The organism is Pseudoalteromonas sp. J2K-J031 (assembly GCF_058197095.2).
In genome coordinates this window covers 1,405,782-1,431,200 of the sequence record NZ_CM200279.1, presented here as the reverse complement: position 1 = coordinate 1,431,200, position 25,419 = coordinate 1,405,782, and the positions used below count along the sequence as shown (strand labels likewise).

Sequence of the window (25,419 nt, the reverse complement as noted above, 5' to 3'; positions counted from 1 at the left end):
GAACATTTAGCTCCTTTATTATTACTGCTTGTTCTTGTTTTCTGATGTAGTGGTACGGTGATTTTGTCTACCTAATTAGAAGATGTTATGATTGATTCATAGCATTATTAGCCTAAACTTCGGATAAGAAATTTAGAAAACGAAGGAACTAAAAGCTCGTTCCCTGATCCGTTCATTAGACCAAGAGTGATTAAACCAAAAGGAATGAGCATGAATTAGTTAGTTGAAACCTACTGCGATGTCGATGATTTTTTCAGTTATTTATCAAACATTGGCAAGCTCTACTGTGACAAAGGTTACATCAGCAAAACACTGTCTGGAGAACTGCTAGACAAGGGTGTTGAGTTGATAACAACGGTTCGAAAGAACATAAAGAAAAAATTCATATCGCTGTAGGACAAGCCCATGTTAAAAAAGCAATTCATTATTGAGACAGTGAACGACCAATTGAAGAATATTTCCGATATCGAACATTCCCGGCATCGCAGTATGCATGGTTTTATGCTGAATTTGCTTGGTGGACTCATTGCCTACTGTTTAAAAGAATAAAAGCCATCATTGGATTTGACGCCTAAGGAGCTTGAGCTTTTAGAGAGCAATAGTCTAATGTTGGCTTAACCAGGTCTGAGGTTAACTAATGTAACATTATTTCACTTACCTGCGAAAACCGTAACTAACGTTTTAATTAAGCCGCCTGGAACAATAACAAAGTACATCGTGCTCCCAACATGCTGCCAAAACTCGGCTTCTTGTGCATACTTTTTTGCCTTTCGGGAAGCAACTTTTTCTGGCAATTTGGCTTTTTCTAGCACCGCGTATAGCAGTATTGAGCACAAAGCCTTCCAAGGATGCTTAGGTACACCGTCTGAAAGCCGTTCCACAAACCGTTCCAGTGCATGACGAGTCACCACGACAGGTCCAATGTTCGGAACGTTGATGACCTCATCGATTTCTCTCACTGTAGCATTATCGACGGTGTATTCTTCGAAGGAATGTGAGAGCCAATCGTCCCACTTCTCTACCGAGATCTGTGCTTCCTGGTAACGGGTGAGCAAGAACCTGGTCAGGCTGTAAAGTGAATGCTGAGTTGAGCGTTGTTTCTGTAACTTTTTGATAGCTCCTTTACTGACCCGGATTTGAAGCCCATTTCCGCTTCGGTTACTCCCCATCACCTCTTTCACTGACAGTAGGTGATGAATAGCATAAAGCTCAGCTGCAATTGGCTTTTGCTGCGTGACCTTACGGCAAGATAGCGCAAATAAGTAAAAACCATCCGGCATACTTGATTGCAACCTAAACAACTAAGGTGTGATCAATGAATACCACAACATCATTAGAGCAAATTAAAGCACAATTTGACCACTGGCGTCACAACAAAGACACGTTAGGCACTTTTACCCCCGTTGAATTGCGCAGGCAAGCCGTTGAGCTTACACAAGAGTATTCCGTCTCCAAGGTCGTTACTACCCTAGGCTTAAGTGGCTCTGTCATTAAACGCTGGCGCACCGAGCTTAAACATACTCAAACTACCATTGAGCCCATGGATACATTTATCGCATTGCCAACCACCCAACAGGCAAATGCCGCCATTACTAGTGCCTCTATTATATTAAACGACGGGACTAATATTCACCTCAATGGCGAGGCCAGCGCCCTGGTCCTCTCTGTGCTTGCCCAAGCGTTAACCGTTTCAGCATCTCTTTAAAAGGCACACTAATGTTACAACTCTCTGCTCAAACTGCCATATTGCTGGCCACACAGCCTCAAGATTTCCGTAAAGGCATTGATGGTTTTGTTGCCGTCTGTCGCGATTCACTGCAACAAAACCCACGTGCCGATATTCGTTTTGTGTTTATTAACAAAAGCCGAACCATGTTACGCGTATTGGCCTACGATGGCAGTGGCTATTGGCTGATGACCAAACGCTTATCTAAAGGACGATTTCAAAACTGGCCGAAGTCACCAAATACCGTATCGTCCATCTTAGCCACTGAGCTTAGAGAGCTATTAAAGGGTGAAACCAAACCCGTGGATAAAAAATATAAAATAAATTGAACCAATTGAGCAAGCTGCGATCTGATCTGGCAACTAAACAAAATACCCATGCAAAATAACAAGATAATGACGCAAACTTTTACTGATATCAGCAGCCAAGAACTCGATGCTCTGATTGAACGGATCACTCAAGCCAAAGCGCACCAATTAACACTTTCACCAGAAGATTGTGAATTGTTGTTAGGCGCGTTATTGACCCTAGCCAGTATGCAAGAAAAACTCAGTGATAACGACATCACCATCAGCAAGCTTAGAAAGCTGGCTGGCATCGTTCAATCGTCAGAAAGCTTAAAATCCAATCTAGCTAAGCGCAAAAAAAGCAAACCGCATAGACGAAAAAACAAAGCTCAGGCAGCGCAAATAAACCCAGAAGTAATTCACCACAAACACGCAGACTTACAAAAAGGTGATAACTGCCCAGAATGCCCAACAGGTAAGTTATACAAATTTGAGCCAGCGACTTCCTAAGAAACACATTCTGATTTTTGCTTTAATTCCCAACCAAATTCTTCAGCCTTACGTTTTAAATTCTTTATAACACGATCTCGATAGTCCTTTTCATATTGGTCTGCACCAGGATCTTTGTATTGCATGCCATAACGCATTGCATTGTAAAAGAGTATGGCTATCTTCCTTGCCGTTGCGGTGACCGCTTTGGCTTTTCCTATTCTGGCGGATAATCTTCGGTAAAATGCCCCTAAGGCTGTCGATGAACGGCCTACAGTCGTAGCAGCCAAACGTAGGTGAGCGACGATACGGTTATTGCTTTTGCGGGAATGTGATGACAGCTTCTTGCCGCCGCTAATCTTGGAGCCAGGGCACAATGTCAACCAAGATGTAAAATGCTTAGCGGTAGACCATTTTGTCATATCGGTACCACATTCAGAAATCATTCTCAGCGCCAAGTATGGACCTAACCCATGAATTTGAGTCAAATCAGCTCCCACCAAATGGTAAAGGGATGTTCTTACATCAAATTGCAATTGATTCGGTTGTTTGGTTCGGTGTTTCGGCTTGGGTAGCGGCTCTGTCGGTTTTTCCTTGCCTACTATCATTGTGGCTAATACGCCCTCAATTTCAATGTCGCATTCATGCACTTGTACTTGATATGCGTCATACATCACAAGGGCTTGCTTAAGTGCAAAAATATGTTCGGCTTGATAATTTCCTTTAAGCGCATGCTCAATAGTCTCTTCACTTGATTTACATCTATTATCTCGACAAGAAGCTAACTTAGAAGGTGAGCGTTCGCCGTCAACAATCGCACGGATGATCCGCATTCCTGTCACGCCAGTAATATCTGATACCACAAGATTCAACTGGATATTCATAAACGTTAAGGCTTTTTGCATGTGTTGAATATGCGCCGCTGCATAATCGAGCAGCCGTTCACGCACGCGTAAATAACTGCGTAACTCAATCACTAACGTCGTTGGCCGAAAACTAGCTTTTAACAGTCCACAAGCGTGTAGACGCTGTATCCATTGAGCATCATTCACATCTGTCTTTCGCCCCAGAACCGACCTTGTATCTCGCGCATTTGACAGTACAACATCAAGCCCATACTCCTCAAGGATTTCGTACACGGGTACCCAATATACGCCTGTAGATTCCATGGCCACGGTAGTAATATTATGGCTAACTAACCACTTGGCCATATCGTGGAGGTCAGGCGTAAACGCTTTAAATGTTTTGACTGGTTCTTCAGTTTTATCGGGTGGGATGGCCACCACATGAAAACTGGCACCAATATCAATACCCGCGGAATTAGGATGAATGACAGGTAATGATTGAGATTTCTTTGTTTGCTTAGTCATGTTGCACCTCATCTAGGTTAATTTCCGGATGGGGCACGGATTAAATCACTTTCCTAAACGGGGTCTAAAGCCACCAACATCGGGTCCGCAGCTCCCCTAGGTCAGGTTTTTTGACGGGATATTTCATCTCCAAAAGGCGAACGACCATTTCCGGAACATTGGAAGTATAGCGGTGTTTCTAATCAGATGGGGGAAAGCGCGCTGTGTAGGCTGTTTTTTAAGAATTACCGGACACAGCCCGTTTAAACCAGAACAGCACGTGATGGAGCGACTGCGCTGTAATGCCTGTGGTGCCTACTTTACCGCGCCAGTCAGTGATGAGGTGATTGCCGATGGTGCACTACATCAAAAGTATGGTTACAGTGCCCGTGCCTTAATGAGCATCAGTAAATACTACGCAGGCTCGCCGTTTTATCGCCAAGGCAGTATGCAGGGTTTATTAGGTGTATCTATTAGTGCATCGAGCATTTTTGACCAAATAGAGCAAGCAGCGAACGCCGTTTATCCAGTGCAAAGATATTTAACCGAGCTTGCTGCAACAGCAGAGCACTACTACTTAGATGACACCAAAAACCGCATCTTAAACCAAACCGCAGTGATGAAAAAATCGCGCGATGGCAAAACGCGAGAGCGCACAGGGGTTTATACCTCAGGATTAATTGCCACAGTCGCACAGCACAACATCATTTTATTTCAAACCAACATAGGCCATGCGGGCGAGTTTATAGATGAAATATTGCAAAAAAGACCCGCCGATTTAGCCGAGCCGATACTAATGAGTGATGCACTCTCAGCCAATAAACCCAGCAAAGTCATGGTAAAAACGAGTTTGTGTAATAGCCATGCACGACGGCAATTTTATGATGTACACAGTCACTTCCCAGAGGAAGTCGCATGGGTGATAGAAGAATATGGCAAAATTTGGCATCACGAAAACACAGTACAAGCGCAGAGCTTGCCAGCAGATAAACGGTTAGCCTATCACCAGCAACATTCGTTGCCGGTGATGTACCGTATTGCCAATTGGGGGCAAGCCCATTTAGACAAAGGCACAGTTGAAGCAAATAGTGGCTTGGGCAAAGCAATCAACTATTACCTAAAACACTTTGCTGGACTCAGTGCATTCTGTTGTATAGAAGGCGCCCAATTAGACAACAACACAATGGAAAACCAATTAAAGCTCATCATACGCGATAGAAAAAACGCCATGTTCAAAAAAACACAAGCGGGCGCGGACATCGGTGATGTACTGACTTCACTCATTGCCACCTGTGCAGATGCGGGCGTCAATGCGCTAGAGTATTTAACAGAACTACAGCGGCACAGTGACAAATTGCGATTAAACCCAGAACTTTACTTGCCTTGGAACTACAAATCACAAAGCAAAGACTAAATTCTGGACTCAAGCATATGTTTGATGGTGAGTTACGCTAACTTGCCGTAAGCTCACTTTGCTGCTCAGGTAGCTTGTCGTATTGCTCACCTAAATCGACCTTTAGCTCACCACCTCTTCGAAGGCCGGTCTTCCAGTAAACCGTAAACTCACCATCAATCTGCTTTGTTAACAGGGTTAAAACCATCATGTTTGTTTTCCTATTGGTTATCTATTTTTCATTCTCCATGTTTTTTCAAATATGCAAGGCGCAAAAAAAGGGGCCGAAGCCCCTTGGATCAGATATGAACTTTCGGAAAGCCCATGGCACCGTAAACATTAAGCACGTCATTCCAATCCCAACTTTTCACGCCAAGTGACGTTGGTATCGGAGGGATCAGGACTTGTGTCAGAATGCCTTTCTGCCAGGCTTTTTTCTTGAGTTCATTCGCTGCATTCAGGCCGGTCTCAGAGAGATCGTGATCTGCCCAGATGTACAGCATTTTCACATTACTTGGTGGTTCAAACCTAGCCAGTAGCGTTGCATTCACAACCGACCAACATGTTTGTCCCGTAGCTCTGGTAACCGCTAGAGCTGTTTCGATGCCTTCAGAAACACCTAATACCTCACCAGGCTCACCTATCGGAATAGCACCACCAGTGATTGTTCTGTCACTTGGTATCGGCATCATCTTTTTAGGCTTTTCAACCGGCGCTTTGAATCCATCTTCACTTAGGTAGATCCGATGAAACGTGGCCGAACGCCCTTGCTGAGTAACGATTTTACCTAGCAGCGCTGGGTAGCTATAGATAAACAGACCATCTTCATCATGGTAAGGCAAGCTTGGATGAAACCTCAGCACCGAATCCCATGCAGGACGAAGCCGCGTCACAATGCCACGACGATGCAAGTAGTTCCAAACAGGTTGCGCACGAGTATCTGCAAGAGATAACGTTTCTCCCCACGTTTGATTCAAACGTTGGATAATCGCTTTGTCCTCTACCTGCTTTTTAGTCTTCCAGTCAACAGCGTTACTCGGTATTGGCCGAGTAGGCGCTTGTATTTGTCCGGGTTGAATACCTAGAACTTGGCCGATTGCTTCAATAGACTGAGCAAAGTTCCATCCATTAATCCAAGACAACAGCTCAAAGCCATCATGAAAGATACCGCAGGTGTTACAAACGCCACCTCCGGTATATTCAGCATCTTTGAACAGCCTAAAGCCATCACGACCGCCATGAACAGGACAAGCCACATGACGCCCTTTTCGAGCAATAGCGGCATCAAGTTCTGGCACCAATGCCGCCAAGACTTGAAGCCATTGGCCATTGAGATATGGCCTTACTGTGTCAATTTGTAAAGGTAACGCCATATAACCTCCTTAAGTAAAATGCCGACTCCTACCACAGGTGGTAAAAGTCAGCTTAGGTCCTGCATTAGCCGTTCGGTTAATGCAGGAGCGTTAGTCAAGCCGGATACCATGTCGTCTTAATAGCCACATGATGGACTCACGAAGCACATCAGGATCGACAACCGCAGCCATCGCGCAAACACGAAAGCAAAATGGCGCTATTTCGTCATTTTGAATCCACGACAACACATCCTTGCGCAATCGAGTACTGACACGACCGTCCAGCAATACACGGATTGCATCCAATAGAATGCCTTCGCGTAACTGCCAGATTTCCGTGTCAGACCAAGTGACTGGGGCATCATCAAACTCAAATAGAAATTCGAGCTGTGATGACGTGTGTTGATGGGACTGCTTTTGTGATGTAGGAGAATGGGCAATGCGCCCATTCATTAAAGATAACCGCGTTCGGCAAGCGAAACGCAGCCCTCGGATGCGACCACAACATGGTCAAGCGTTCGAATATCAACAAGTGACAAGGCGTCACGGAGTCGATGAGTAATGCGTTTATCAGCTTCACTTGGCTCAGGATCACCCGATGGATGGTTATGAACCAATATCACTGCTGCTGCATTAAGTTCTAGCGCTCGCTTTGTTACTTCCCTTGGATACACGCTCGCCGCATCTAAAGTGCCTTTGAACAGCTCTTCAAATCGAATGACGCGATGCTTTGTATCAAGAAACAGCACACCAAAAACCTCGTGCTCATACTCGTGCATCAGTGTTTGCAGGTATGAGAACGCCGACGATGGCTGTTCAATTTTTCGACCTTTACTCAATCGACCACGGGCAAGCTTAAGCGCCATATCTAAAATATCCGCTTCAGTCACTTGCTCAGGAACGATGTAAGTACCGGCTTCTTCGCCAGCTAAGAACTTTCTGTTTTTCATAGGAGTCTCCAAAAAAAAGCGGAGACGAACCCATGCCCTGACGGGGACGGAATCGTCCCGCAGGGTGGTAAAGTTGATGTGGTTACTGAATTAACAGTTGTTGTGTTACTTCGAATAACTCACGCTTCAGATCTTTGACATCGTTAATCACAATGTTTTGAGGAAAGAATTTCTCAACACTGCGTGTTTGAATCCCTATTCCCAGAAGCTCAAAGCCACTTCGTCTGCACCGGTCAACAATGTCATGCGTGGCAGCCCAATCATCTGGGTCACCATCCGTTAGCACTATCATTAGCTTTCGCTTCTGTTTTTGCGCTAACAAACTGTTTGCCGCAAACCACATTGCTTGTGCCATAGGCGTACAACCTCGTGGTTTTTGGTCAAAACAGGCGGCCCGATGTCGAACCGATTGCTTGGGCAATAACGCGATAGAAACTTCCTGATGAATACCAGGAAAATAACTGACCGCAGGTACAACACCCGGTATACCTTCCAGTGCCATGGCCAAAGCCAAAGCGGCTTCATTGGCAACATGAAAGTACTTTCGATTACCTTCGCCAATGGGTTTACCCATTGAACCCGATATATCGACCAGCAAGTGCACAGCAGCATTAGGCGCAATGCGAGGTTGCCTTTGAATAAACAATCTCGACTCACCGGCTTGTGAAGCGGCAAGACGATGGGTTGCAACTCGAAGACCGTGCCTTTTGGCATGATTCCGATTGTCCTGACTGGACTGAACCATGCCCCTAAGTCGGGCTCGAATTTGAGCGGACTCAGACGCCGATAAGGTCAAGATGGCCTCATCACCCAACATAGCTTGCTCTGCTTGGGGCAAACTGAGTGGAGTGATACCCTGATGTCCTTCAGCTTGTTCCGACAACACTTCTGCCACTTGTGCAAAGGTATCGGGTTCAAACTGAGCGGCACTGGCCTCTAAGGCTTGTCGCAAATTGTCAGCTTGAGCAGAGTTATCAGAATCACCCGTTTCAGCAGCATCCCCTGTTGCAGACGAGTCTGTTTCTGGGGTTTGACTGTCACTACTGCTGTCATTACTCGCAGCTTGTCCAATGTCATTACCGCTATCAGCATCCGACTCATCCTGTGGTGGACGAGATTCGTCTTCCAACATGGCAACGATGGCATCGACAAGTTTCAGCACTTCACCTGTAGAGCCTAAGCTAGGCACTGCTGTCAGCATGGCGCTTAACCGGCTCATCGCTGCGGCAGGAAAGAGTTGTCTCACTCTTTCATCAACTGCTTGATACAAAGGCGTCAGTGCTTTCTGACCGAGAAAATGGCATCTCAAACGGAACAACAACCAGGCTTGCAAGTTAGATGCAGGCTCAAGCTGTTCAGGTACACACATTTGCTGAGTGTCCACCATGTACTCAATCACTTGCGAAATACTGCGCCGGGTTCCGGGGTAATCCTTTGCCAATTCGTTTTCAATGCGAACGTCCTCAATGATATTGAGAAGTGCCTTACGGATCGGTTTGGACGACGCCTTCTGCACCATGTCAAAATTAGTATGCCGAATATGCGCCGCTTCATGAGCCAGATAACCCCAAGCTATCTGTTGATAGTGTGGGTCGTCTGGGTTTGCTGTTGGGATCACAATCCGCTCACCATCGGTAAACGCATCTTGTCCTTGAATAAGCACCTTCACACCAAACTTTTCGCCATAAGCGGCGGCAACGATTGGCAGTGCGTTTTTTAATGGATGATTCATGGGAGTCTCCTAATCATTAGGGGGAATACTCCCTCAGCGGGAGCGTTTCCCCGCTGGGAATGTGGATGTTTAAACCTGTGCTTTTAGCTTATCCAGGTCGTATTTTTGACCTAACCAAGCCACCAATTGAGCTGGACTCTCGTGCTGTTCAAATGACGTTTTAAGCTGGTCTAAACTCAGGATGTCATCCAATGTCAGACCGTACTGGTCTTGTAACTGAGTAGACACCTCGTGTTGATATTGCAGCCAGGCCCGCTCAAAAGCGGTTTGCTGCAATGCCATGTTTGGAACAAATACCATGGCCGTTACCCAAACACCTTGCCCGTCCGCATCTGCGATCAGCACAGGGTTCTTGGGGATCAAAATACTATGTGTTGAGTACGACCGTTGTACTAACGCTCGACAACACGCCACTTCTGGTATCGATTCGCTTTCAACAGCATCAGTCACACCACGAAAATGTGGTTCAAACTGTTTCAGTTGGCTGGGGTTATGGATAGTTGATTGCATAATTTCCTCTTACATAGTTCAGAGGACATGCGCCCTTCAGGGCAACATGCCCTCAAGGACATTAGAAATAAAATGAGTTTGGTACAGTCGAACCAAGGTTTGGTCTGACGGTTGGTTGTGGTATTGCACGTAAGTTATCTGCCTGAGCAGATACTGGCTGTGCGGGTTTAGGTTCAGGTTTGGGCATCAGTTGTCTGATATCCAATTGACCTTCACCGTGCATTCTCATCTTGTCTGGATCAGACAAAATTAAAATGGTCGCCATCAGTTCGTGATAGAGATTGTCTGTCACAGGGCCGGTCTTCGGCAGACGAACAAATAAATTGTCCATCGCTTCAACCATCGGCTGAACTCGGTGATCCAGGAATGACAAACCATCCAACTTGTCTCTTAATCGCTTGAGAGGATTAAGGGCTCGCTGGCTGATTTGATTCTTACCTGCAACGGAACGCTCAAACAGTTCATTGGCATCACGAGCCACCTCCCTAAAGAGGGTGTGTCCCATGCCATTGACCTTGTCATCTAAGCCACCAGCTTGTTCAGCCGGTTTCATTCGATAGATGGCATAATCGAACTGAAGCCGTTGTTCCACGTCTTCGATGGGTGACAGCGCACGCCGGATTGCATCTGCAAATTCCGGGTGTTTTGCAACCCAGTCAAACGTCACCTGATCATAGTTGTCCAAGAACAACTGCTTACACTGCGCAAACTCCTGACCGATCCGGTCAAGCTCTGGAACAATCTGATCAATTCGGCCCTCAGGGACGGCATAGCCACCTAAAAACCGCACACCGACTTGCTCACACAAGCGCTGCGCTTCTTTCTTAAGCCTTTCAAAGTTCGCCAATGCCTCTGGGTCGCAAATTTTTTTACTCCCTAAGCTGGCAACATCCTTCGGTGGAAGTTGGCTGCCATTGGCTAATCTGAAATCTTCAGGCCTTAGTTTTTTTCTACCGCTCCAGATGGAACAGTCGATGTGACAAATCAAAAGTTTGTCGAGGGTTTGAATACTCATAGTGCATCCTCATGCGAGATGGGGACGCACCACTCCCAACAGGAGCAATGGCCCCCGTTTGGGTGGTAGTAATTGACGCGCTAATGGCAACATCACTATCAGAAATAGTAATTTTGCGAATCAGGCGACGATTGGTTGAGATCGATTTTCGCAGGCATTAAGTCCAGTGCTTCAGCTATCGGGCGAACCCGCTCTAAATCACTGCCTAGCAACCGCAATACATCTTTTTCCAACTTCAGTTGGTCGGATACTTCTATCCCTTCAGGACTCGCTACTGTGAGCGAACACAGTGGTGGTAATTGACGCTTAAAGGCCAGTAACAGCAACAATGGCCACGGGCCATCATCAGTGTTAACAATGCCAGCGCCTTCACCCGACACCATGCTGATTTGATTGGTACTAGGTAATCCGCTTTTGCAAAACCCTAATGACCATTCTCCAATCCTGACCTGGTTATCATCAATAACAGCCAAGCCATAGGCTTCAAGCAGCTTTGCCATATCGAACAACGCTTTTTGAGCCAGCGAGACTTGGCCATTGACGTCCTTGCGAGTACGAAACTCCCAACTGACGTTATTGGCGCACGCGACGCTATCTAGCGCATTTGAGAGTTCAAATGGCCTCCCTTGATGATCAATGCCGACTTGTCCAACCAATCGATAACCCTTGTTGATTTTCTCATTGATTCGTCGGTCTGCTTCAGCGTTAGGATCAGTCGAATCAATCAATCGCTGCTGCGACAATTGACCGGCTTTTCCAAACCGAACTTCAATCTCCTGGTTATCTGATCCAACATAAATGGCCCATTCTTTGGCTGTCCCATCAGAATGACTGTAACGGTAAAGAGCAAAGCACTTTTCCATCATCAATCCTCCCAGTGATCACCGAAGACATCAGCGGCAATACGGTGAATGGCTTCACGTTGCTCCAACTCAGCACGAGCCGTCAAAGACCGAACCAGTGCATACTCCACTGCGTTAGGAGCACCTTTAAAAGCAAGTGTTAACTTTGCCCAGCGCACCAAGGTCCGAGTGGACATGGTGATACTAAGCTCAGCACCGCCATCCGCGCCCCCAATAAAAAGACGACGAATGTCACCAGCCACCTTCACCATTTTTTGGCGAAAGACTTCAGGCAAGCCCGGCGCAACGTTCTCCAGAATGGCTTCCTCTACAGAAGGCTCTGCATAGGTCGCTTCGATGATTCTAAAGCGATCAAGAAAAGCCAAATTCTGTTGAAGCACACCTTGATACAAGCCCGTTTGATCACCGCTGCCCGCACTGTTGCCGGTTGCGATAAAACGAAACTTGTTATGTGCCATGATGATCTCACCGCCATTTTGTGCGATGACCAACGGGGCACCTTCCAAAATGTCATTGAGCCCAGCCAGTTCAGCAGGCTCAGCAAGATCCATTTCATTAATGATCAGCAAATGGCCATGCTTGACAGCCATTGCCAGCGGTCCATACACAAAGGTCATGTTGCCATTAACCAGCGTGTGGTGACCGATAAGATCGGACAACTCCAATCGACCGTGCGCAGTAATTTGCTGAACAGGCCAATTCAATCGAGAAGCAACTTGGCAAATTAGCGAGGTCTTACCGCATCCAGTGGGGCCTGTAACATACAAACCGTCACCGTCTGGGTTAGACAAAAACGCCAATACGTCACGTAAGTCTTCTTTTCTAAAAATATACTCGTCCTTGCGAACGGGAATGTTTGGATGGGTAGTGTCGGCACTAAATCCTTCCAGAACGAAAGCATCAGGAGCCGGGACATTAAACGCTTGATTCACTTGAACCAAAAATGGGGATTGTTCAGTCATGGTAAACCTCATCAGTTTTGACGAGGCCCCATGCCCCAACAGGGAATGAAGTCCCCGTCGGGTGGTGTGTTGATTGTGGTATGGCTGTGTATGTAAGAGTTCAGCTCGCTCTATCATTCGTACCCAGCATTGGCTACGAGTGAAACTGCTTTCTGATGCACTCGATGTAAGTGCATGAGAAAGGAGCCGAAATCGACTCCAAGTGAACGTTAAAAGTAAAATGAGCTCGGCGAGTCACCTGGCAGAACCAAGATCTCTTGCTCAAGGCTGATTTTGATTGGTGTTTCAACGGGCTGCTCTGGCTTATTGGTGCTGATACGCAACCGCTCTTGTGGCGCTTTTCGGTAAGCAGCTAAAACCTGATCGTCCAGCTCGCCTAATTTATCGGTGGCCAATTGCTTATAGTCCACCGTACCCGCCATCATGTAGCGGCTGAGTTTGACCCCAGCATAATCGGCATGAGCGTAGTTACCCATCATAGCGACCAATTTCGACTGAGCGTCTCGCATTTCTTCTTTCAAAGATTTGATGTGATTTTCCAGTCGGACCACTTCGGCATGTGCTGAGCAATACTGGCGAGACAACGATGTCCAGCGGTATTGAGCTTCACCCTTGGGAACAAAACAATCTTGCTCTGGGCATTTTGACGGTTCTTTTTTGGTCTGTACTAACTCCCAAAACTGAAGCGCTGTTTCTTGCAACTCAGTTAAGAACGCCGCGTCTCGTTGTATTTCAAACTCAATCAGTTGATCCTCAAAATAGAAAACCAACCAACCACGCGTGCTATTGGCGACCAGTATTTGATGCTGTACCTGCACCCAATACAACTGGTACGCCTCGCTTTGTTCTCGGTGAGCTTGCACATCCTCAAAAACTGACTGGCAAGGACATTTCAGTTCAACGGGTTCTCCCGCATCGTTGATGCCATCAAAGCTGGCTCGAAAGATTGCGTTATGATCGGCTTCTGCACATAACGGCAGAAGAAAGTCATTATGTGCATTCTCAAATGCTCGCCTTGCTTGAGGCTCCAACCGTATACCGCGAAGCACATTAGGATTATTAGACAGGTCTTCCGGTAATACGAATCCCGTTTTTTCTGCCCATAATCGCCAAGGTGTTTTGTAGGATGAACGCCCCATAATAATTGGGGCTTCAGATGCCGTAACCCCTGCAATGCGCCACTGGTGCCATGCAGGAGTACGTTGTGATAGGTCGATAACCTTCATATTGCCTCCTTTGAGGGGAGACTCCCCCGAAGGAGAGAACTCCCCTTCAGGGTTAAGTGGTTACTTTGCTGCTTGTGCTAACGCTGTTTGGTGCTGAACAACACTTGCTTGAACCGAATCAATTGCCGCTTTACCGGCTTGAATCGAACCTAAGACAAGGGCAACAACCAATACCAAGCGAAAAAGTGAGGCTGATTTAGTCATGGAAGATCTCCAAAAAAAGACGAGACCTTCCCCCTGACGGGAGAATAATCCCGCCAGGGTTAGTAAAATGAATGCGTGGCGCTAAGAAGCTAAAGGCTGTGTGAGCGCTTTGGCTGCTTGTTGCTGTGCATTAAATATTTCTTGTTTCGCAAACGTCAGCTCAACACCTTGAAAATGTTCATTGGCATATTCCAATGCACTATTCCAAGCGTTTGAAGCTTCCGCCCGCTCGATAAGCTTGTAAACAAGCCCTCGGGTTCGATCATCAACTTGCTCGGGTGGAATCACCGATGGCTCAACAACGTGTGTTGCTTGGCCTTCGATAATTCGCTCTGCTTCGTCTTGATCGAAAATTCCCACAAAGCCAAACGCAATGCGGGAACACTGGATCATGGATTTATGTCTTAGCATTCGCTTAGTGTGCGTCTGCCATGGACCATCTACACGGTAAGGGCCATTTTTGCCGTTACCTTCAAAAGGCGGTCGATAGACTTCATCCAGGTATTCAGTGATTTTGACTGGGTGCGAACGGTCGCGCCGGTAGATGATGCATTCCATCCATTCCGGGCATTCTTTCGCGCCATCCAGTGAGACTTTGTTTTCTGAAGTCTTAAACTCCATGCCATCAAACTGGTCGTGTTGATTAATGATGCGAGACCATCCATCGACACCTACCACTGGAATAATCCCAGCTTGTTTATCAGGGAACGCAAAAATCTCTTTGGTGAAAGGGTTCAAGCCGTACTGATCTGCAACCACCAAAAGCGCCATCATCTGCTCATTGGTCGGTGCACTACCGTCACGTTGCTTGAATGCTGTTGCTTTTAGGGTATCGAACAATTTGTTTGGATCGACACTAAAGCGCTCAGCAAAGCGTTGGATTAGCTTTGGTTTTTCCATTATGGACTCCGACAATCAAAGTGGGAGTCTGCCCCTGACGGGAAAGTACTCCCGGCTGGGTTAAAGCGTTTTCGCTCGGTTAAAAATCTGGTTCAGGATATGTTTGTGCCCAATTACCTTGGGAGCCCGCATCATCTGCCGGTGATGGCTCGGATGCTTTGTTCACACTATCAAGAAGCAGAAACTCGTCCGCGTCCACTTCGGTCAATCGATGCTTAATCCCATCTTTCTCCCATGAGCGCGTGCGCTGAGGCCCTTGAACAAAAAGCTTCGCTCCTTTTTGGATTAAATCTTTTGCTCTTAGCCCTAACTTAAATCCACCACGATCTCGAAAAACAACCCGATGCCATTCCGTATGCTCTTTGAGCTCATTGGATTGACGGTCGCGCCATTTCTCAGAAGTGGCCAGTGAAATGCTGGTCACCAAATCACCTGATGGATAGGCTCGCGTCTCTGGCTCAGAGCCAACGTAGCCTATGAGTGTTACTTGGTTTTTCATGATGTTCTCCTCGTCTTAGTTGAACTCTGTGCACACAGTCGTTTCTACCCGGCTGGGCAAAGAAGACTGACGGCGCAGATAGGTTGGTATTTCGAGTAAAGCCATGTCGTACTGATGTGGCTCTTTGTAAAACGCAGATGTCAAACGGGGCATACCAGGAGCTTTAGGCACTGCCATTGGACGACGTTTTGGTGTTGGTGTGAGCAATCGCTTGATTTGAGTAAGTACAAATCGAAACGGGCGCACGCTTTGACGAGCAACCAATCGCAAAAGCGACCAGCTCAGTTTTGCAAGCAACATAATGCCTGCGACTTGGATAATAAATCCGAAGATATATTCCATTGGTGACTCCTTAATTAGGTTGTGAAGGAGTCACCCCCAACTGGGGAAAACTCCCCCAGTTGGGTGGTGAAAAGGCGAACCGCAAGGAACGCATGGTTGAGCATGTAAAAACATGCAGGCTATTTGTTTAAGGAGGCTAGCTACCTCTTAGTACCACTGAGAAAACTCAGCGGCGGGCTTCCTTTGAGCTCATGCTCTCAGGCGCAGATATCACTGAAACAGATCAGCAATATTTGATAGTCAGTGTAACCGTCTTATCCAGACAGGATAGTTAGAAAGATGCTCAATTCTTCCACCTAGCTGAAAGGCCATTACCTCACAGAGGATTAGTCTAGGGACTGATTATTGTCATATCAGGAGCAAACTTATGGCCCAAGCAAAACCCAATTACTCAAAACCCATCTTTGAACAATCATTCACAATTAACAGCTTACAGGCGCAACGTGTCGTTGACCGTGTTTTTAGGCGCACGGTCAGTGCACTTTACGGAATCGATGTCATCCTACGCATCATTGGCGATGAGAACGAAATCGATGAAGTGGAACAGATCATTAGCCAGTTGATCGAGGATTGCGCTAAGGCGGTAGACAAAGAACAAGCTCGTTTGGACAAACTGATGGAGTCCAACGGTATCGATGAAGTACCTGACTACACCGATCCGATTACCTTCAACGCCAAAATCAGCTCGCCTCAGGTTGGCCAGTTTGTTGGCTTAGTGCGCAAACTCGATGCGTTGATGATCTCAATGGACACACTCTGGTTATCTAGCGTGCTTAGCAACAAGCAACGTGTTGATGGCAACTACGCATGGCAACAGCGCATTATCAAACTTGCACGACGCATTATTGATATCGAAATTCGAGCACGAAAATCAGCTCAAGCTAAGGGTAAAGAAGCAGAAGTTGAGCAAGCGGTGCCGTCAACCAATGACGATATTACTGAAGAGGAAACAGATACTCCCTCCAACTAGCCAGCTCGGCTCCCCTCAACATAGCCCCTCACGAAGGGGCTCTTCATCTTGCTGTATTTTCTATCAAAATCGTTAAAATGAATTAAACTGTTATTTTTGGCCAATTTACATGAATAGAACTAATTTGCGCATTAACTTCTTAATAGCGTTGTTCGCTATCCCTGCATTTGCAGAACACCCAACATCGTTCAGCCAGGCAAAACGATTTGCCCGAGAAATTTACCAAGACAACCAGAGTACGTTTTACTGTGGATGTAGCTATAACAATGATGGTGCGATTGATGCTGGATCTTGCGGATATGAACCAAGGAAGCAAGCGAAACGAGGAGAACGCTTAGAGTGGGAGCACGTTGTATCAGCCTGGGAAATTGGCCATCAACGCCAATGCTGGCAAAACGGTGGACGTCGGAACTGCGAAAAGAATGATCCTGAGTTTTCTAAAATGGTTTCAGATCTCCATAACCTCGTACCATCTGTAGGAGAGCTCAATGGGGATAGGTCAAATTTTCGATTTGGCATGATTCCGAACGAACCAAGATCCTATGGTCAATGTGATTTCGAAGTTAATTTCAAAGACCGTCGAGCAGAACCACCAGCTAACCGTCAGGGTGATATTGCTAGAATTTATTTCTACATGCGAGACCAATACGGCCTAAGACTAAGCAGGCAACAAACTCAGCTATTTGAAGCTTGGGCAAGAATGGACCCGGTTGATGAATGGGAAATTACACGAGACAACCGAATTAAAGCCTTACAAGGCAATAAAAACTATCATATACAAAAATAATAAAGGCCGCTGTCTGGTAAGCGCAAAGTTACCCAGTGAGGCCTTATTCAGCCTCGTTTAGCACCACATTCAACGTCAGTAAATCACTAACAGATCATCAAACGATGTCAGTTTGTGGAATTCGCTGAGTAGATGCGCGAAGTAGTGATACGGATTGCGAGCGTTGGCGCAACAGGTCATCACCATTACCAACTATAATTACACGGTTTACACCTCGAATCGCCATTCTTTATTCCAACTTATTGATTACAATTAAAAATGAATGACAATTTGAAAACTAAAGAACAATCTTCATAGCAAGGAATCCAACACCTCCAGCCAACACCAACATAGCTAAAACAACTATGGTTCGTAACCCTCTTATCGATCTTTTCTGAGACTCCGCCTCATCCTCTAACTTGCTGCTCAATTCCGCAAATTGTTTAGCAATGCAGCTATCAATTGCTGCGCGACCTTGTTCAAACTGTTCAGGTGTTACAAACTTCAAGGCTGCCACCTCACGACTTAGTTTCAACTGATCATCTTTAATCTGGCCTAGAAGATCATTAAGTGACGTCAGACAACCGTCAAACTCTTCAAATTTTTTAGAGTTCTTTGTAACCAATTCACCTTGTTCAGTAACTAGATTTGCGAGCGTCGATTTTGCTGCGTCAATCGCAGTTCTTGCATCGTTGACGGCGCTCAACAGGCCATTAAACTCGGCCACTTGCGCCGATTGCTCTTCGAGTGAATCGATTACTCGGTGTAGTTTCTGTATGTCATTCACCAATTAATCCCCTTGTATTGGCTGGTAAGTTTTTCAAGTCTATTTGCAAGTGGAGCTAACAAAGTGTGATAGGAGTACGGATCCCCTAGCTCTTCATTTACCTCCCCAAGAACATCCAAATCTTCAAATTTCTCATGGACCAAACGAGCAAAGCGGCTTCGTGCATGTTCAGAGAACATTGGCTTTAGCTGCATAGTTTTTCGGACCAAATCTAGTGCTTCATCTCTATTATCACTAATCAACCGTTCAAATGACGCTGCCATTCTTCGCTCTCCATCTGCATCATCAAACTCATCGGAAGCTAGTCGTAGCACACCACTCAGGTAGTTCAAGAATGCATTATCTTTGTATGACTCTAGAAATCGAGAAAGCTGACCTCGTAGGATCGTCATTTTCTCGCTGCCTACTAGATGTTCCGTGCCATCATCTTCATCAGTTTCAAAAAATACTGATGGCCACATATTCGCCGACACAGAATTCTCAGCCATATTGAGCAAAAGTTGACTCGACTTGTCGTGCCTGAAATAACCCTCTAGCTTTTCCTTAAATTCTTTGTCATCCATCCTGCCTTCAGCGAATAAACTACATTGTTCATAAACGTTCTTCTGTGACTGGCGACGGTTGTAGACAAAATGATCATAGGACCAGAGTAAAAGAACAAGAAAGATAAATTGCGATTTATCGATAGACCCTTTTCTCAGCTTGTCGCAGAGAATTTTGTAGTACTGGTTATCACTACTAAACACATCCGCGAACTTGAATTCAGGATCGTACTTTCTGACGGTATGCTCAAGTTTCTTTTCCAAACTTTCTTCTGATAGGCACTGGAACTCGACATAGAGCGTGCCATTAAAAAAATCTTCGATTACCCAGTCAGAGACAATACCTAATTGAGAAAGACGGTAGATAGCCTTTTCCAATTTAAACTTTTCCGTACCAAACTGTCTGGCAGTAATGGTCACCGTGTTGTGTTCCTGATTGTACTTAAAGAATTCGTATACGTTTGCCATCAACTTGAACTCATCATTGACTGTGTCCAAGCCGTTTGTCATCAGGAATAGATTTGTGTTCAGGTCGCTATCGCGACTCAATGACTTCACGTACTCCTTCAGATCTTTGACATTCGTGCTGGCGTCCCAAATCTTGTCGAGAACAGCTGAATTGGGCTCTTTTGTGAGAAGCACATAGCAATCTGCGGGTACTTCCTTAAAAAGTTTTTTATCTCGCCCAGCCCTGCCTGCTTCCTGATACAAGGCCTCCATCGACCCAGGTATTCCGAAGTGAACCGTATAGGCAATATTCCCCTTATTCACGCCCATTCCGAATGCCTTAGTGGCAGTAAGTAGGCGGTATTTATTTTCTTTAAATTCGTCTTGAACTTGGCGCTTATACCTATCGAAAGCCTCTCCCTGCAATCCACCCATTTTCGGAGCCGACCCCGAAAAATATCTAACATCCATCTTCAAGAGTGTTGAAATTCGGCCCGCTAAGCTATGACAACCCTTAGCTCCGTTGACGGTAGGTGTGAATATGATCCCCGCCTTATTGCCGTCTTCCCCATCGGAATTCCATTTACCCTCCATTTCAGAAACAAGATCGACGACTGCATCACCTTTACGGCCTTTATCGTCGATAACGTGGAATGAGAGTTCCTCGCGAGTGAAGTCCATTGGGGTACGGACAAAATCATCGGGGATATCAAACTCTGTTTGAATATCCTTTAAGACGTTAACTGATGCTGTTGCCGTTAGGCCTATATAACTTGCACTGGGAGCAAACCGTTCGATTGTATTTGCCAGGTTCAGGTAAGATGTTCTGAAATCATGCCCCCACTCAGACAAACAGTGAGCTTCATCGATCACCGCGTAGGCAAATGAGAGATCTAGTCCTATAGCCGACATCTCTTTTCTAAACGCATGGGTTTGGAATCGCTCAGGCGATATGAAAACGAAAAAGTACTTACCACGTCCGAAATCTCTCTGAACTTTGGCCTTCTCTCCAGCCTTCAAATCACTGGTAATAAAATTGCTTCGAGTGAAGCCGATACTATCCAAATCGGCTTTCTGGTCATACATCAAACTCTTAATCGGACATACAACAAAGCTAACGGCTGGTTGTAGAATCGCAGACAACTGGTAACAAATCGACTTACCCGAACCTGTAGGCAACAATCCTATTGTGCCGTTTCTCGAAAGTGCAGATCCTATGATACCAACCTGACCTTCCCTGAAATCTACATCCTCTAGGTATGGTAGAAACATGTTGCTGAGGAAATATCTCAGAGACTCTCGCTGCTCGCTGCCTGGGCTAAGGTCTAGCTTATAGACAATAGGATCTCTGCATGAAAGCTCAAAAAAGTCATAGTCAATCAATTGACTGGTTTCTATTGAAACAGCATCAGAATCTTCGAAGTATCGATAGAAATCGAAGTAATCCGTTCGTGAATATATGACGTCTTGGTTAACTTGAAAGGAATCGTCATAACGTTCCAGTGAGCTGAAGTCGATGAATATATTTTCACCAGACCGTTCGCTCGGAAGCTCATCTGATTCGAACAGCGCAACCTCAATTCGCTTTTCTTCAATGCCTATGAGACGAAAGAGATTCGATAACAAATCGTTCAGGTCGTCTAGTGCCGCTTCAGCAAAATCAGTTCCATCACGATTGACTACGAATAGTTTTTTCAACTCCCCTAGTCTGATCTGACCGCGTTCAAGAAGCTCTAATAACAGTATCTGGAAACGCAACGCCGAGGTCAGCCTCAATCGCGAATCAGTAACATCGACTCCATTCTCGTAAGCCTCTTGGTAATTCAATAAAGAAATACCATTAGGAGGCGTTAGGACACCATTTCGCTCTAGACCATCAACGATCTGAATTTGAGAAATAATCGAATTTATCTTACTGATAAATGACTGGTTCTCAGATGCTAGTTCTTGAACAGTGAATCGAACAGTCTTCAGTCCCAGGCTTTCAGTAAACGCATCCCTCATTTCATCTAAATGCTGAGAATTTTGGTGCTGCTGACCGTCTATCTCAATAATTAAACCAACTTGAGGAATGTAAAAATCTACCTGTCGATTCTGGAATTGTTCAACGTAGACCTGAGTCATATCGTGAATCTGGACTTCAGGGAGCATTAGTTGTTTTACAAAAATGTACTCACCGAAATACTTCGGTATCAGCTCATCAAAAAACCTTTTCGCTGGGTAGTTTCCAGACTCTTTGTGGCCTCGAATCAATCTATTCCAAAAAACTGGCTTATCTGACACAAGAGCCTGAACTGGTGTATTAAGAACGTTCTGCTCCAGTTCAATGCCAAATGCTTTCCTCAGTTTCCGCGAGGCTATTGTTGGCTTCCCTCTCTGGAGCATGTTCTTAAGAACTTGAATTGCACCAAATAGCTGACCAGACGCTGCTTCAGACGAGATCGAATACTGGAGAAGATTATGGAAAATGAAGTTATGGTTGGTTCTCGCGTAGTTAGCAGAAAACTTCTTGCTGACTAGCCTGCTACTAGACTTCAGCTTGCCATATCCAGATTGCTCATTTTCATCCGCGAGCGAGTCGATGATTGGGCTGTACAAATCTGAAAACAGTTGGTTATTGTGTTGTTGTTCTTGGCTGTCAGTGCCTAGCTCCAATCTATAGAGAGTTTTAACCAACGTAAAAATGTAAATACTTGAATTCGGAAAAGCTTGAGATAGACAGCGTGTTATCTCATCAGTTGTAGCCCCCGAAGTTAATACGTCGTCAACGATCAGAAATGTCGGATTTGAATTAGCTTCTATTGAATCAACATCGGCTTTATAGGCACCTCTGACCTGGTGGAGTCTTTGTGTTGCAGTGCAATTAGTCGATTTATCTAATACGTGATCTTTCTCTAATATCTTAGGTTGGTAAGAAGCCCCTAAAGCAACAGCCAGCGATTTGCCCAAGGTATCTAATGCTTTATCGCCATCTTCAGCCCTAAGCTCAGCATGGCCTAACGCTCGGACAACAATATCTATGGCTGGGAATGAAGGAGCTAGCTCAACAGTCTTATTAACCCAGCGGCGTACAGAAGGATTCTTGTTATCTTTGAAAGACCAAACTTCCTGTTTGATACCATCTAAATAGAATCCCAGATGAAGTTTATTTCCAGATTGTATTAACGCAGAACGTCCCGTTGTTGCAGAGCTCAGCATCGAATTTTTTCCAATAAGCTCGGAGAGACTGATTACTCCCTTATGTGACAAATCGATCTCCGAGGCTGAACCCCAATCTACTGAGAAAAACTCAACTCCTGCATTGGAAGCAGCATCTCGATCTAGGTTACTATCTCCTAAATAAATTGACTCGTCGGCGCTAACACCGAAGTACTCGAGAATACGAATAACGCCCTCAGGGCTCGGCTTATGGTGCGTTACATCATGGTAGGCTACTACATAATCAACAGTGATACTGAAGTGTTTGAGTAGACCCTGAACGTAGTTCGAAGGCGCATTCGAGAAGATAGCAACCTTGATTCCAACCGACCGAGCCGTTGTAACAAGGCCGACAACGTCCTGATAGATGACACATCCATTAAAGTACCTGGGTATGTCTCTCCATCGGCCAGCTGACCGAAGTGGTTCGAGGCTTGATGTATCAATAAGCGTGTCATCAAGATCGAGGACGATGACCTTTATCACAGCAGGCCACCGTTTGCTTTCAACGCCCCAAATGAACTCGCGATATCTTCTAATTGAAGACGAATATCTTCATAAGATTCGCTCGTGTAGGGTATCGCCCTTCCTTCGTTAACTAGCTGTTGAGTTCCTGAAATTGCCTTGATAGTAAGATCTGGATACATAGCTTTATGTGCGTCAGGAACGAAGACAGGACGCATCATAGAGATAGCAGATTTGACTGCGTGCATCGTCCCACCATCTATCGAAGTTTCAATAGCAAAGACGGCAGTAGATAAACCTGCTTGTATCCTGTCTCGCTTAGCAAAGAACGCAGGTATTGCTTTAGTCCCTGGTGCATTCTCTGCAACTAGAAGTCCACCCTCGTCCAAAATTTCCTTAGCGAGTTCCCGATTACTTGCGGGAGAAATAGACTCCACATCGACAAGAACAGAAATTGTTGGTGTTTTGGCGTCTAATGCCGCACGATGAGCAATAGTATCGATACCCAGTGCAAGTCCACTGACTATAGTGAAGCCGTAAGTCGCAAATTTTTGTATAGTTTTAATCGTTATGATTTCCCCCTTGGGGGTGTTTTCACGAGTGCCTACAACCGCTAATGAAAGCCTATTCTCTAAGAGATTCAGGTTGCCTTTGCAGTAAAGAAAAGGAGGAGGTTTCGGGAGACCGTATAACGAAATTGGATAGGTTTTCGTACCGAAGAGTACAATCTCAACACCTTTTTTTTTGAACGAATCAATCTCAGCTTGTACTTCGCCCCTGAGTGCTTGGAAGTTCGCAGTATCTAAGAAGCTTTCGAGAGTTGCTCGAGATTTACCGTTTGATATTTTTAGATTGGAGGCGTGGTGTGCGAGTTCTTCGAGTGTTGCCACTCCGTTATACGCTGAAAACTTTAAGATGGACAGAACAGTTTCATCACCAACGTGCATTAACCTCTTGATAACAAGAGCATCTACAATGTTCACATCCACTCCAAAAACACGACAAATTCTAGTCCACTAACCACAAATTTACTTGTATTAGATCGAAAACACAATAAATCAATCTCTATGAGTAGATATACCCCACGGCAAGAGCGTTTTGAATTGAACTAATAGTACCTAGTAGCTCGCTCAAGGCTGGCAGTTTATTATTGTCGGAATGAGTATTTTGAAACCATCTGCATTTGGTATCAGCTGCGACCAAGGAAAGAAAATAGCAGTCGGGGCAATGACGATAATTAAGAAATACCTAGAAGTGACTACACGGTATGAAAAATTAGCAATAAATTACGAAAGTGTCGTTGCTGCAGAAGTTGAACAAGCGGTGCCTTCAACCGATGACGATATCACTGAAGAGGAAACAGATACCCCCTCCAACTAGCCAACTGGGCCCATCAACCAACCCCTCTCGAAGGGGCTTTTTCAATTCAGATATCATCCCAAAACTCTCTGTTACTTCCCAACTGTAAATACAGTTGATTTAAAATGTAATGATCAATACAATAATTGTAAGCAATATTACTTATGAGTGTCAGCAATGCAAATTGAACTATCGCAAGAAACTTACCTTCGCCTTGGTAAACACGTAATAGGATTTGAGACACCGGATAATGTGATCTGTAGGCTTCTTGATTTCTATGAATCCAGAACGGTGACTGAAAAACCAGAATTAGTATTTATTCCAAGTGAAGATGAGTTTAGGCAATGCTTGATAAATCAAAAGCAAGCTTGGAAGGTTTTTCAATATGCTGATGGCCGAGTCTCAACTGAAGAATGGTCTGCTCAACAATTTGGAGAGCATTCGAACCTTAAAACCAATATTTGGTCTGGAGCCTTGAGAGGCTGGAAAAATAAAGGAATCGTTAGATTAACATTAACAACAGAAAAGCCTGATATTGAAGCTTTTAGATTTTTAAAACATGAAGGGGAAGTTGATATGGTGGAGCTACGAGTTGGAAAATTAGTTAAAGAACACATTGATGCCATTATCGGGTTTTGCAGTCAAACAGCGGATCATTTGGAGTTATTGATGAACCTTGACTGGAGCAAAGAACACTTTGGTATATCTTTTCCGTTGATCATGATTTCAACGGAAGCGTCCAAAAATTATCATGAACGGTATTGGGTCAAAGAGTATTCTATTAATGGTCAATCTTACCGTTTCTGTAGTCAGTTTGGAGGCAATAACGCGGTAGGGACTAAAACATTGTCTGAATACCATGGTGAGAAATTTCTAGCTTACTTAAAAAAATTCAAATTACTAAAGCCAGCTTATACAGATAAACAAATTCGTTTTATTGTAAAAAGTTAAGAGTACTATCAGTGGCCACATCGTTCTTTTGCGATTTATCCTAGAAGGGAAACCACAACCACCACAAAGTGCCAAATTGGTTACCTTAAGGCACATTACGTTCATTAAAGTAACCAAAATGGAACATTTTTGGCG

At 45.1% G+C, this 25,419-nt stretch carries 27 protein-coding genes and 1 pseudogene; 9 read left to right on the top strand and 19 right to left on the bottom strand.

Annotated elements, in window-relative coordinates; genetic code table 11:
• Positions 1-273 precede the first annotated feature (273 nt).
• Positions 274-618, top strand: a pseudogene (locus AC3KZC_RS06755) (transposase); the annotation flags it as partial.
• A 32-nt stretch (positions 619-650) separates the two neighbouring features.
• Here the strand turns inward: AC3KZC_RS06755 and AC3KZC_RS06750 are convergent.
• Positions 651-1,280 carry a hypothetical protein gene (locus AC3KZC_RS06750; protein ID WP_490576724.1) on the bottom strand — a complete coding sequence of 210 codons (630 nt, stop codon included), beginning with the start codon at positions 1,278-1,280 and terminating at the stop codon, positions 651-653.
• A gap of 35 nt (positions 1,281-1,315) precedes the next feature.
• Here AC3KZC_RS06750 and AC3KZC_RS06745 point away from each other — a divergent pair, with 35 nt between their 5' ends.
• The 3 genes from AC3KZC_RS06745 (at position 1,316) to AC3KZC_RS06735 (ending at position 2,523) form a co-directional block, all read left to right on the top strand.
• Entirely contained in the window at positions 1,316-1,705 is a 390-nt protein-coding gene (locus tag AC3KZC_RS06745) for a transposase (protein WP_490576723.1), read from the top strand.
• Between the two features lie 11 nt (positions 1,706-1,716).
• Positions 1,717-2,055, top strand: a complete 339-nt coding sequence (tnpB, locus tag AC3KZC_RS06740; protein WP_490576722.1) for an IS66 family insertion sequence element accessory protein TnpB — start codon at positions 1,717-1,719, stop codon at positions 2,053-2,055.
• Between the two features lie 66 nt (positions 2,056-2,121).
• The gene (locus AC3KZC_RS06735; protein WP_490576721.1) at positions 2,122-2,523 is read left to right on the top strand and encodes a hypothetical protein; all 402 of its coding nucleotides are present in this window, start codon (positions 2,122-2,124) and stop codon (positions 2,521-2,523) included.
• Here AC3KZC_RS06735 and AC3KZC_RS06730 read toward each other — a convergent pair.
• Positions 2,520-3,872 (bottom strand): IS110 family RNA-guided transposase, encoded by a 1,353-nt coding sequence (locus AC3KZC_RS06730; protein WP_490576720.1) that lies wholly within the window; start codon positions 3,870-3,872, stop codon positions 2,520-2,522. The two genes, AC3KZC_RS06735 and AC3KZC_RS06730, sit on opposite strands and share 4 nt — an antisense overlap.
• Positions 3,873-4,044: 172 nt before the next feature.
• On the opposite strand from AC3KZC_RS06730, the gene AC3KZC_RS06725 reads away from it, so the two are divergent.
• Positions 4,045-5,265: an IS66 family transposase gene (locus AC3KZC_RS06725; RefSeq protein WP_490576719.1), complete on the top strand. Its 1,221-nt coding sequence runs from the start codon at positions 4,045-4,047 to the stop codon at positions 5,263-5,265.
• Positions 5,266-5,302: 37 nt separating this feature from the next.
• On the opposite strand, the gene AC3KZC_RS06720 is transcribed toward AC3KZC_RS06725, so the two are convergent.
• The 14 genes from AC3KZC_RS06720 to AC3KZC_RS06655 all read right to left on the bottom strand — a co-directional run bounded on the left by AC3KZC_RS06720 (position 5,303) and on the right by AC3KZC_RS06655 (position 15,799).
• On the bottom strand, positions 5,303-5,455 hold the full coding sequence (locus AC3KZC_RS06720; protein ID WP_490576718.1) for a hypothetical protein: 153 nt from the start codon (positions 5,453-5,455) through the stop codon (positions 5,303-5,305).
• Between the two features lie 88 nt (positions 5,456-5,543).
• A complete protein-coding gene (locus tag AC3KZC_RS06715; protein ID WP_490576717.1) occupies positions 5,544-6,617 on the bottom strand; it encodes a DUF7146 domain-containing protein in 1,074 nt (357 codons plus the stop codon).
• Between the two features lie 90 nt (positions 6,618-6,707).
• Positions 6,708-7,049: a plasmid-related protein gene (locus tag AC3KZC_RS06710; RefSeq protein ID WP_490576716.1), complete on the bottom strand. Its 342-nt coding sequence runs from the start codon at positions 7,047-7,049 to the stop codon at positions 6,708-6,710.
• Positions 7,049-7,546 carry a RadC family protein gene (radC, locus tag AC3KZC_RS06705; protein ID WP_000797298.1) on the bottom strand — a complete coding sequence of 166 codons (498 nt, stop codon included), beginning with the start codon at positions 7,544-7,546 and terminating at the stop codon, positions 7,049-7,051. The genes AC3KZC_RS06710 and radC overlap by 1 nt, the downstream gene beginning before the upstream one ends.
• 82 nt (positions 7,547-7,628) lie before the next feature.
• Entirely contained in the window at positions 7,629-9,278 is a 1,650-nt protein-coding gene (locus AC3KZC_RS06700; RefSeq protein WP_490576715.1) for a VWA domain-containing protein, read from the bottom strand.
• 69 nt (positions 9,279-9,347) lie between these two features.
• A complete protein-coding gene (locus AC3KZC_RS06695; RefSeq protein WP_490576714.1) occupies positions 9,348-9,788 on the bottom strand; it encodes a hypothetical protein in 441 nt (146 codons plus the stop codon).
• 61 nt (positions 9,789-9,849) lie between these two features.
• Positions 9,850-10,803, bottom strand: a complete 954-nt coding sequence (locus AC3KZC_RS06690) for a DUF3150 domain-containing protein (RefSeq protein WP_490576713.1) — start codon at positions 10,801-10,803, stop codon at positions 9,850-9,852.
• A 98-nt stretch (positions 10,804-10,901) separates the two neighbouring features.
• Positions 10,902-11,666, bottom strand: coding sequence for a hypothetical protein (locus AC3KZC_RS06685; RefSeq protein ID WP_490576869.1), 765 nt, complete (start codon positions 11,664-11,666; stop codon positions 10,902-10,904).
• A gap of 2 nt (positions 11,667-11,668) precedes the next feature.
• Complete coding sequence (locus AC3KZC_RS06680) at positions 11,669-12,628, bottom strand: AAA family ATPase (protein WP_490576712.1); 960 nt, start codon at positions 12,626-12,628, stop codon at positions 11,669-11,671.
• Positions 12,629-12,837: 209 nt separating this feature from the next.
• Positions 12,838-13,854 (bottom strand): YqaJ viral recombinase family nuclease, encoded by a 1,017-nt coding sequence (locus AC3KZC_RS06675; RefSeq protein WP_490576711.1) that lies wholly within the window; start codon positions 13,852-13,854, stop codon positions 12,838-12,840.
• 60 nt (positions 13,855-13,914) lie between these two features.
• A complete protein-coding gene (locus AC3KZC_RS06670; protein WP_015066581.1) occupies positions 13,915-14,058 on the bottom strand; it encodes a hypothetical protein in 144 nt (47 codons plus the stop codon).
• Positions 14,059-14,139: 81 nt separating this feature from the next.
• Positions 14,140-14,958, bottom strand: coding sequence for a phage recombination protein Bet (bet, locus tag AC3KZC_RS06665; RefSeq protein WP_000414662.1), 819 nt, complete (start codon positions 14,956-14,958; stop codon positions 14,140-14,142).
• 79 nt (positions 14,959-15,037) lie between these two features.
• Complete coding sequence (locus AC3KZC_RS06660) at positions 15,038-15,457, bottom strand: single-stranded DNA-binding protein (protein WP_040132793.1); 420 nt, start codon at positions 15,455-15,457, stop codon at positions 15,038-15,040.
• 15 nt (positions 15,458-15,472) lie between these two features.
• The gene (locus tag AC3KZC_RS06655) at positions 15,473-15,799 is read right to left on the bottom strand and encodes a hypothetical protein (RefSeq protein WP_045611045.1); all 327 of its coding nucleotides are present in this window, start codon (positions 15,797-15,799) and stop codon (positions 15,473-15,475) included.
• A 367-nt stretch (positions 15,800-16,166) separates the two neighbouring features.
• Here AC3KZC_RS06655 and AC3KZC_RS06650 point away from each other — a divergent pair, with 367 nt between their 5' ends.
• Together AC3KZC_RS06650 and AC3KZC_RS06645 are read left to right on the top strand one after the other, a co-directional pair.
• Positions 16,167-16,769 (top strand): hypothetical protein, encoded by a 603-nt coding sequence (locus AC3KZC_RS06650; protein ID WP_490576710.1) that lies wholly within the window; start codon positions 16,167-16,169, stop codon positions 16,767-16,769.
• A 109-nt stretch (positions 16,770-16,878) separates the two neighbouring features.
• Positions 16,879-17,556, top strand: coding sequence for an endonuclease (locus AC3KZC_RS06645; RefSeq protein WP_490576709.1), 678 nt, complete (start codon positions 16,879-16,881; stop codon positions 17,554-17,556).
• A gap of 277 nt (positions 17,557-17,833) precedes the next feature.
• Here AC3KZC_RS06645 and AC3KZC_RS06640 read toward each other — a convergent pair whose 3' ends face one another.
• Genes AC3KZC_RS06640 through AC3KZC_RS06630 form a run of 3 tightly spaced genes read right to left on the bottom strand, consistent with a single transcriptional unit; the run spans position 17,834 to position 23,957 of the window.
• Entirely contained in the window at positions 17,834-18,322 is a 489-nt protein-coding gene (locus AC3KZC_RS06640; protein WP_490576708.1) for a hypothetical protein, read from the bottom strand.
• Entirely contained in the window at positions 18,319-22,995 is a 4,677-nt protein-coding gene (locus tag AC3KZC_RS06635) for a RecQ family ATP-dependent DNA helicase (protein ID WP_490576707.1), read from the bottom strand. Before AC3KZC_RS06635 ends, AC3KZC_RS06640 begins: the two co-directional genes overlap by 4 nt.
• Positions 22,992-23,957: a DNA-processing protein DprA gene (locus AC3KZC_RS06630; RefSeq protein WP_490576706.1), complete on the bottom strand. Its 966-nt coding sequence runs from the start codon at positions 23,955-23,957 to the stop codon at positions 22,992-22,994. Before AC3KZC_RS06630 ends, AC3KZC_RS06635 begins: the two co-directional genes overlap by 4 nt.
• 184 nt (positions 23,958-24,141) lie before the next feature.
• On the opposite strand from AC3KZC_RS06630, the gene AC3KZC_RS06625 reads away from it, so the two are divergent.
• Positions 24,142-24,354, top strand: a complete 213-nt coding sequence (locus tag AC3KZC_RS06625) for a hypothetical protein (protein WP_269666074.1) — start codon at positions 24,142-24,144, stop codon at positions 24,352-24,354.
• A 156-nt stretch (positions 24,355-24,510) separates the two neighbouring features.
• A complete protein-coding gene (locus AC3KZC_RS06620; RefSeq protein ID WP_490576705.1) occupies positions 24,511-25,284 on the top strand; it encodes a hypothetical protein in 774 nt (257 codons plus the stop codon).
• Positions 25,285-25,419 lie beyond the last annotated feature (135 nt).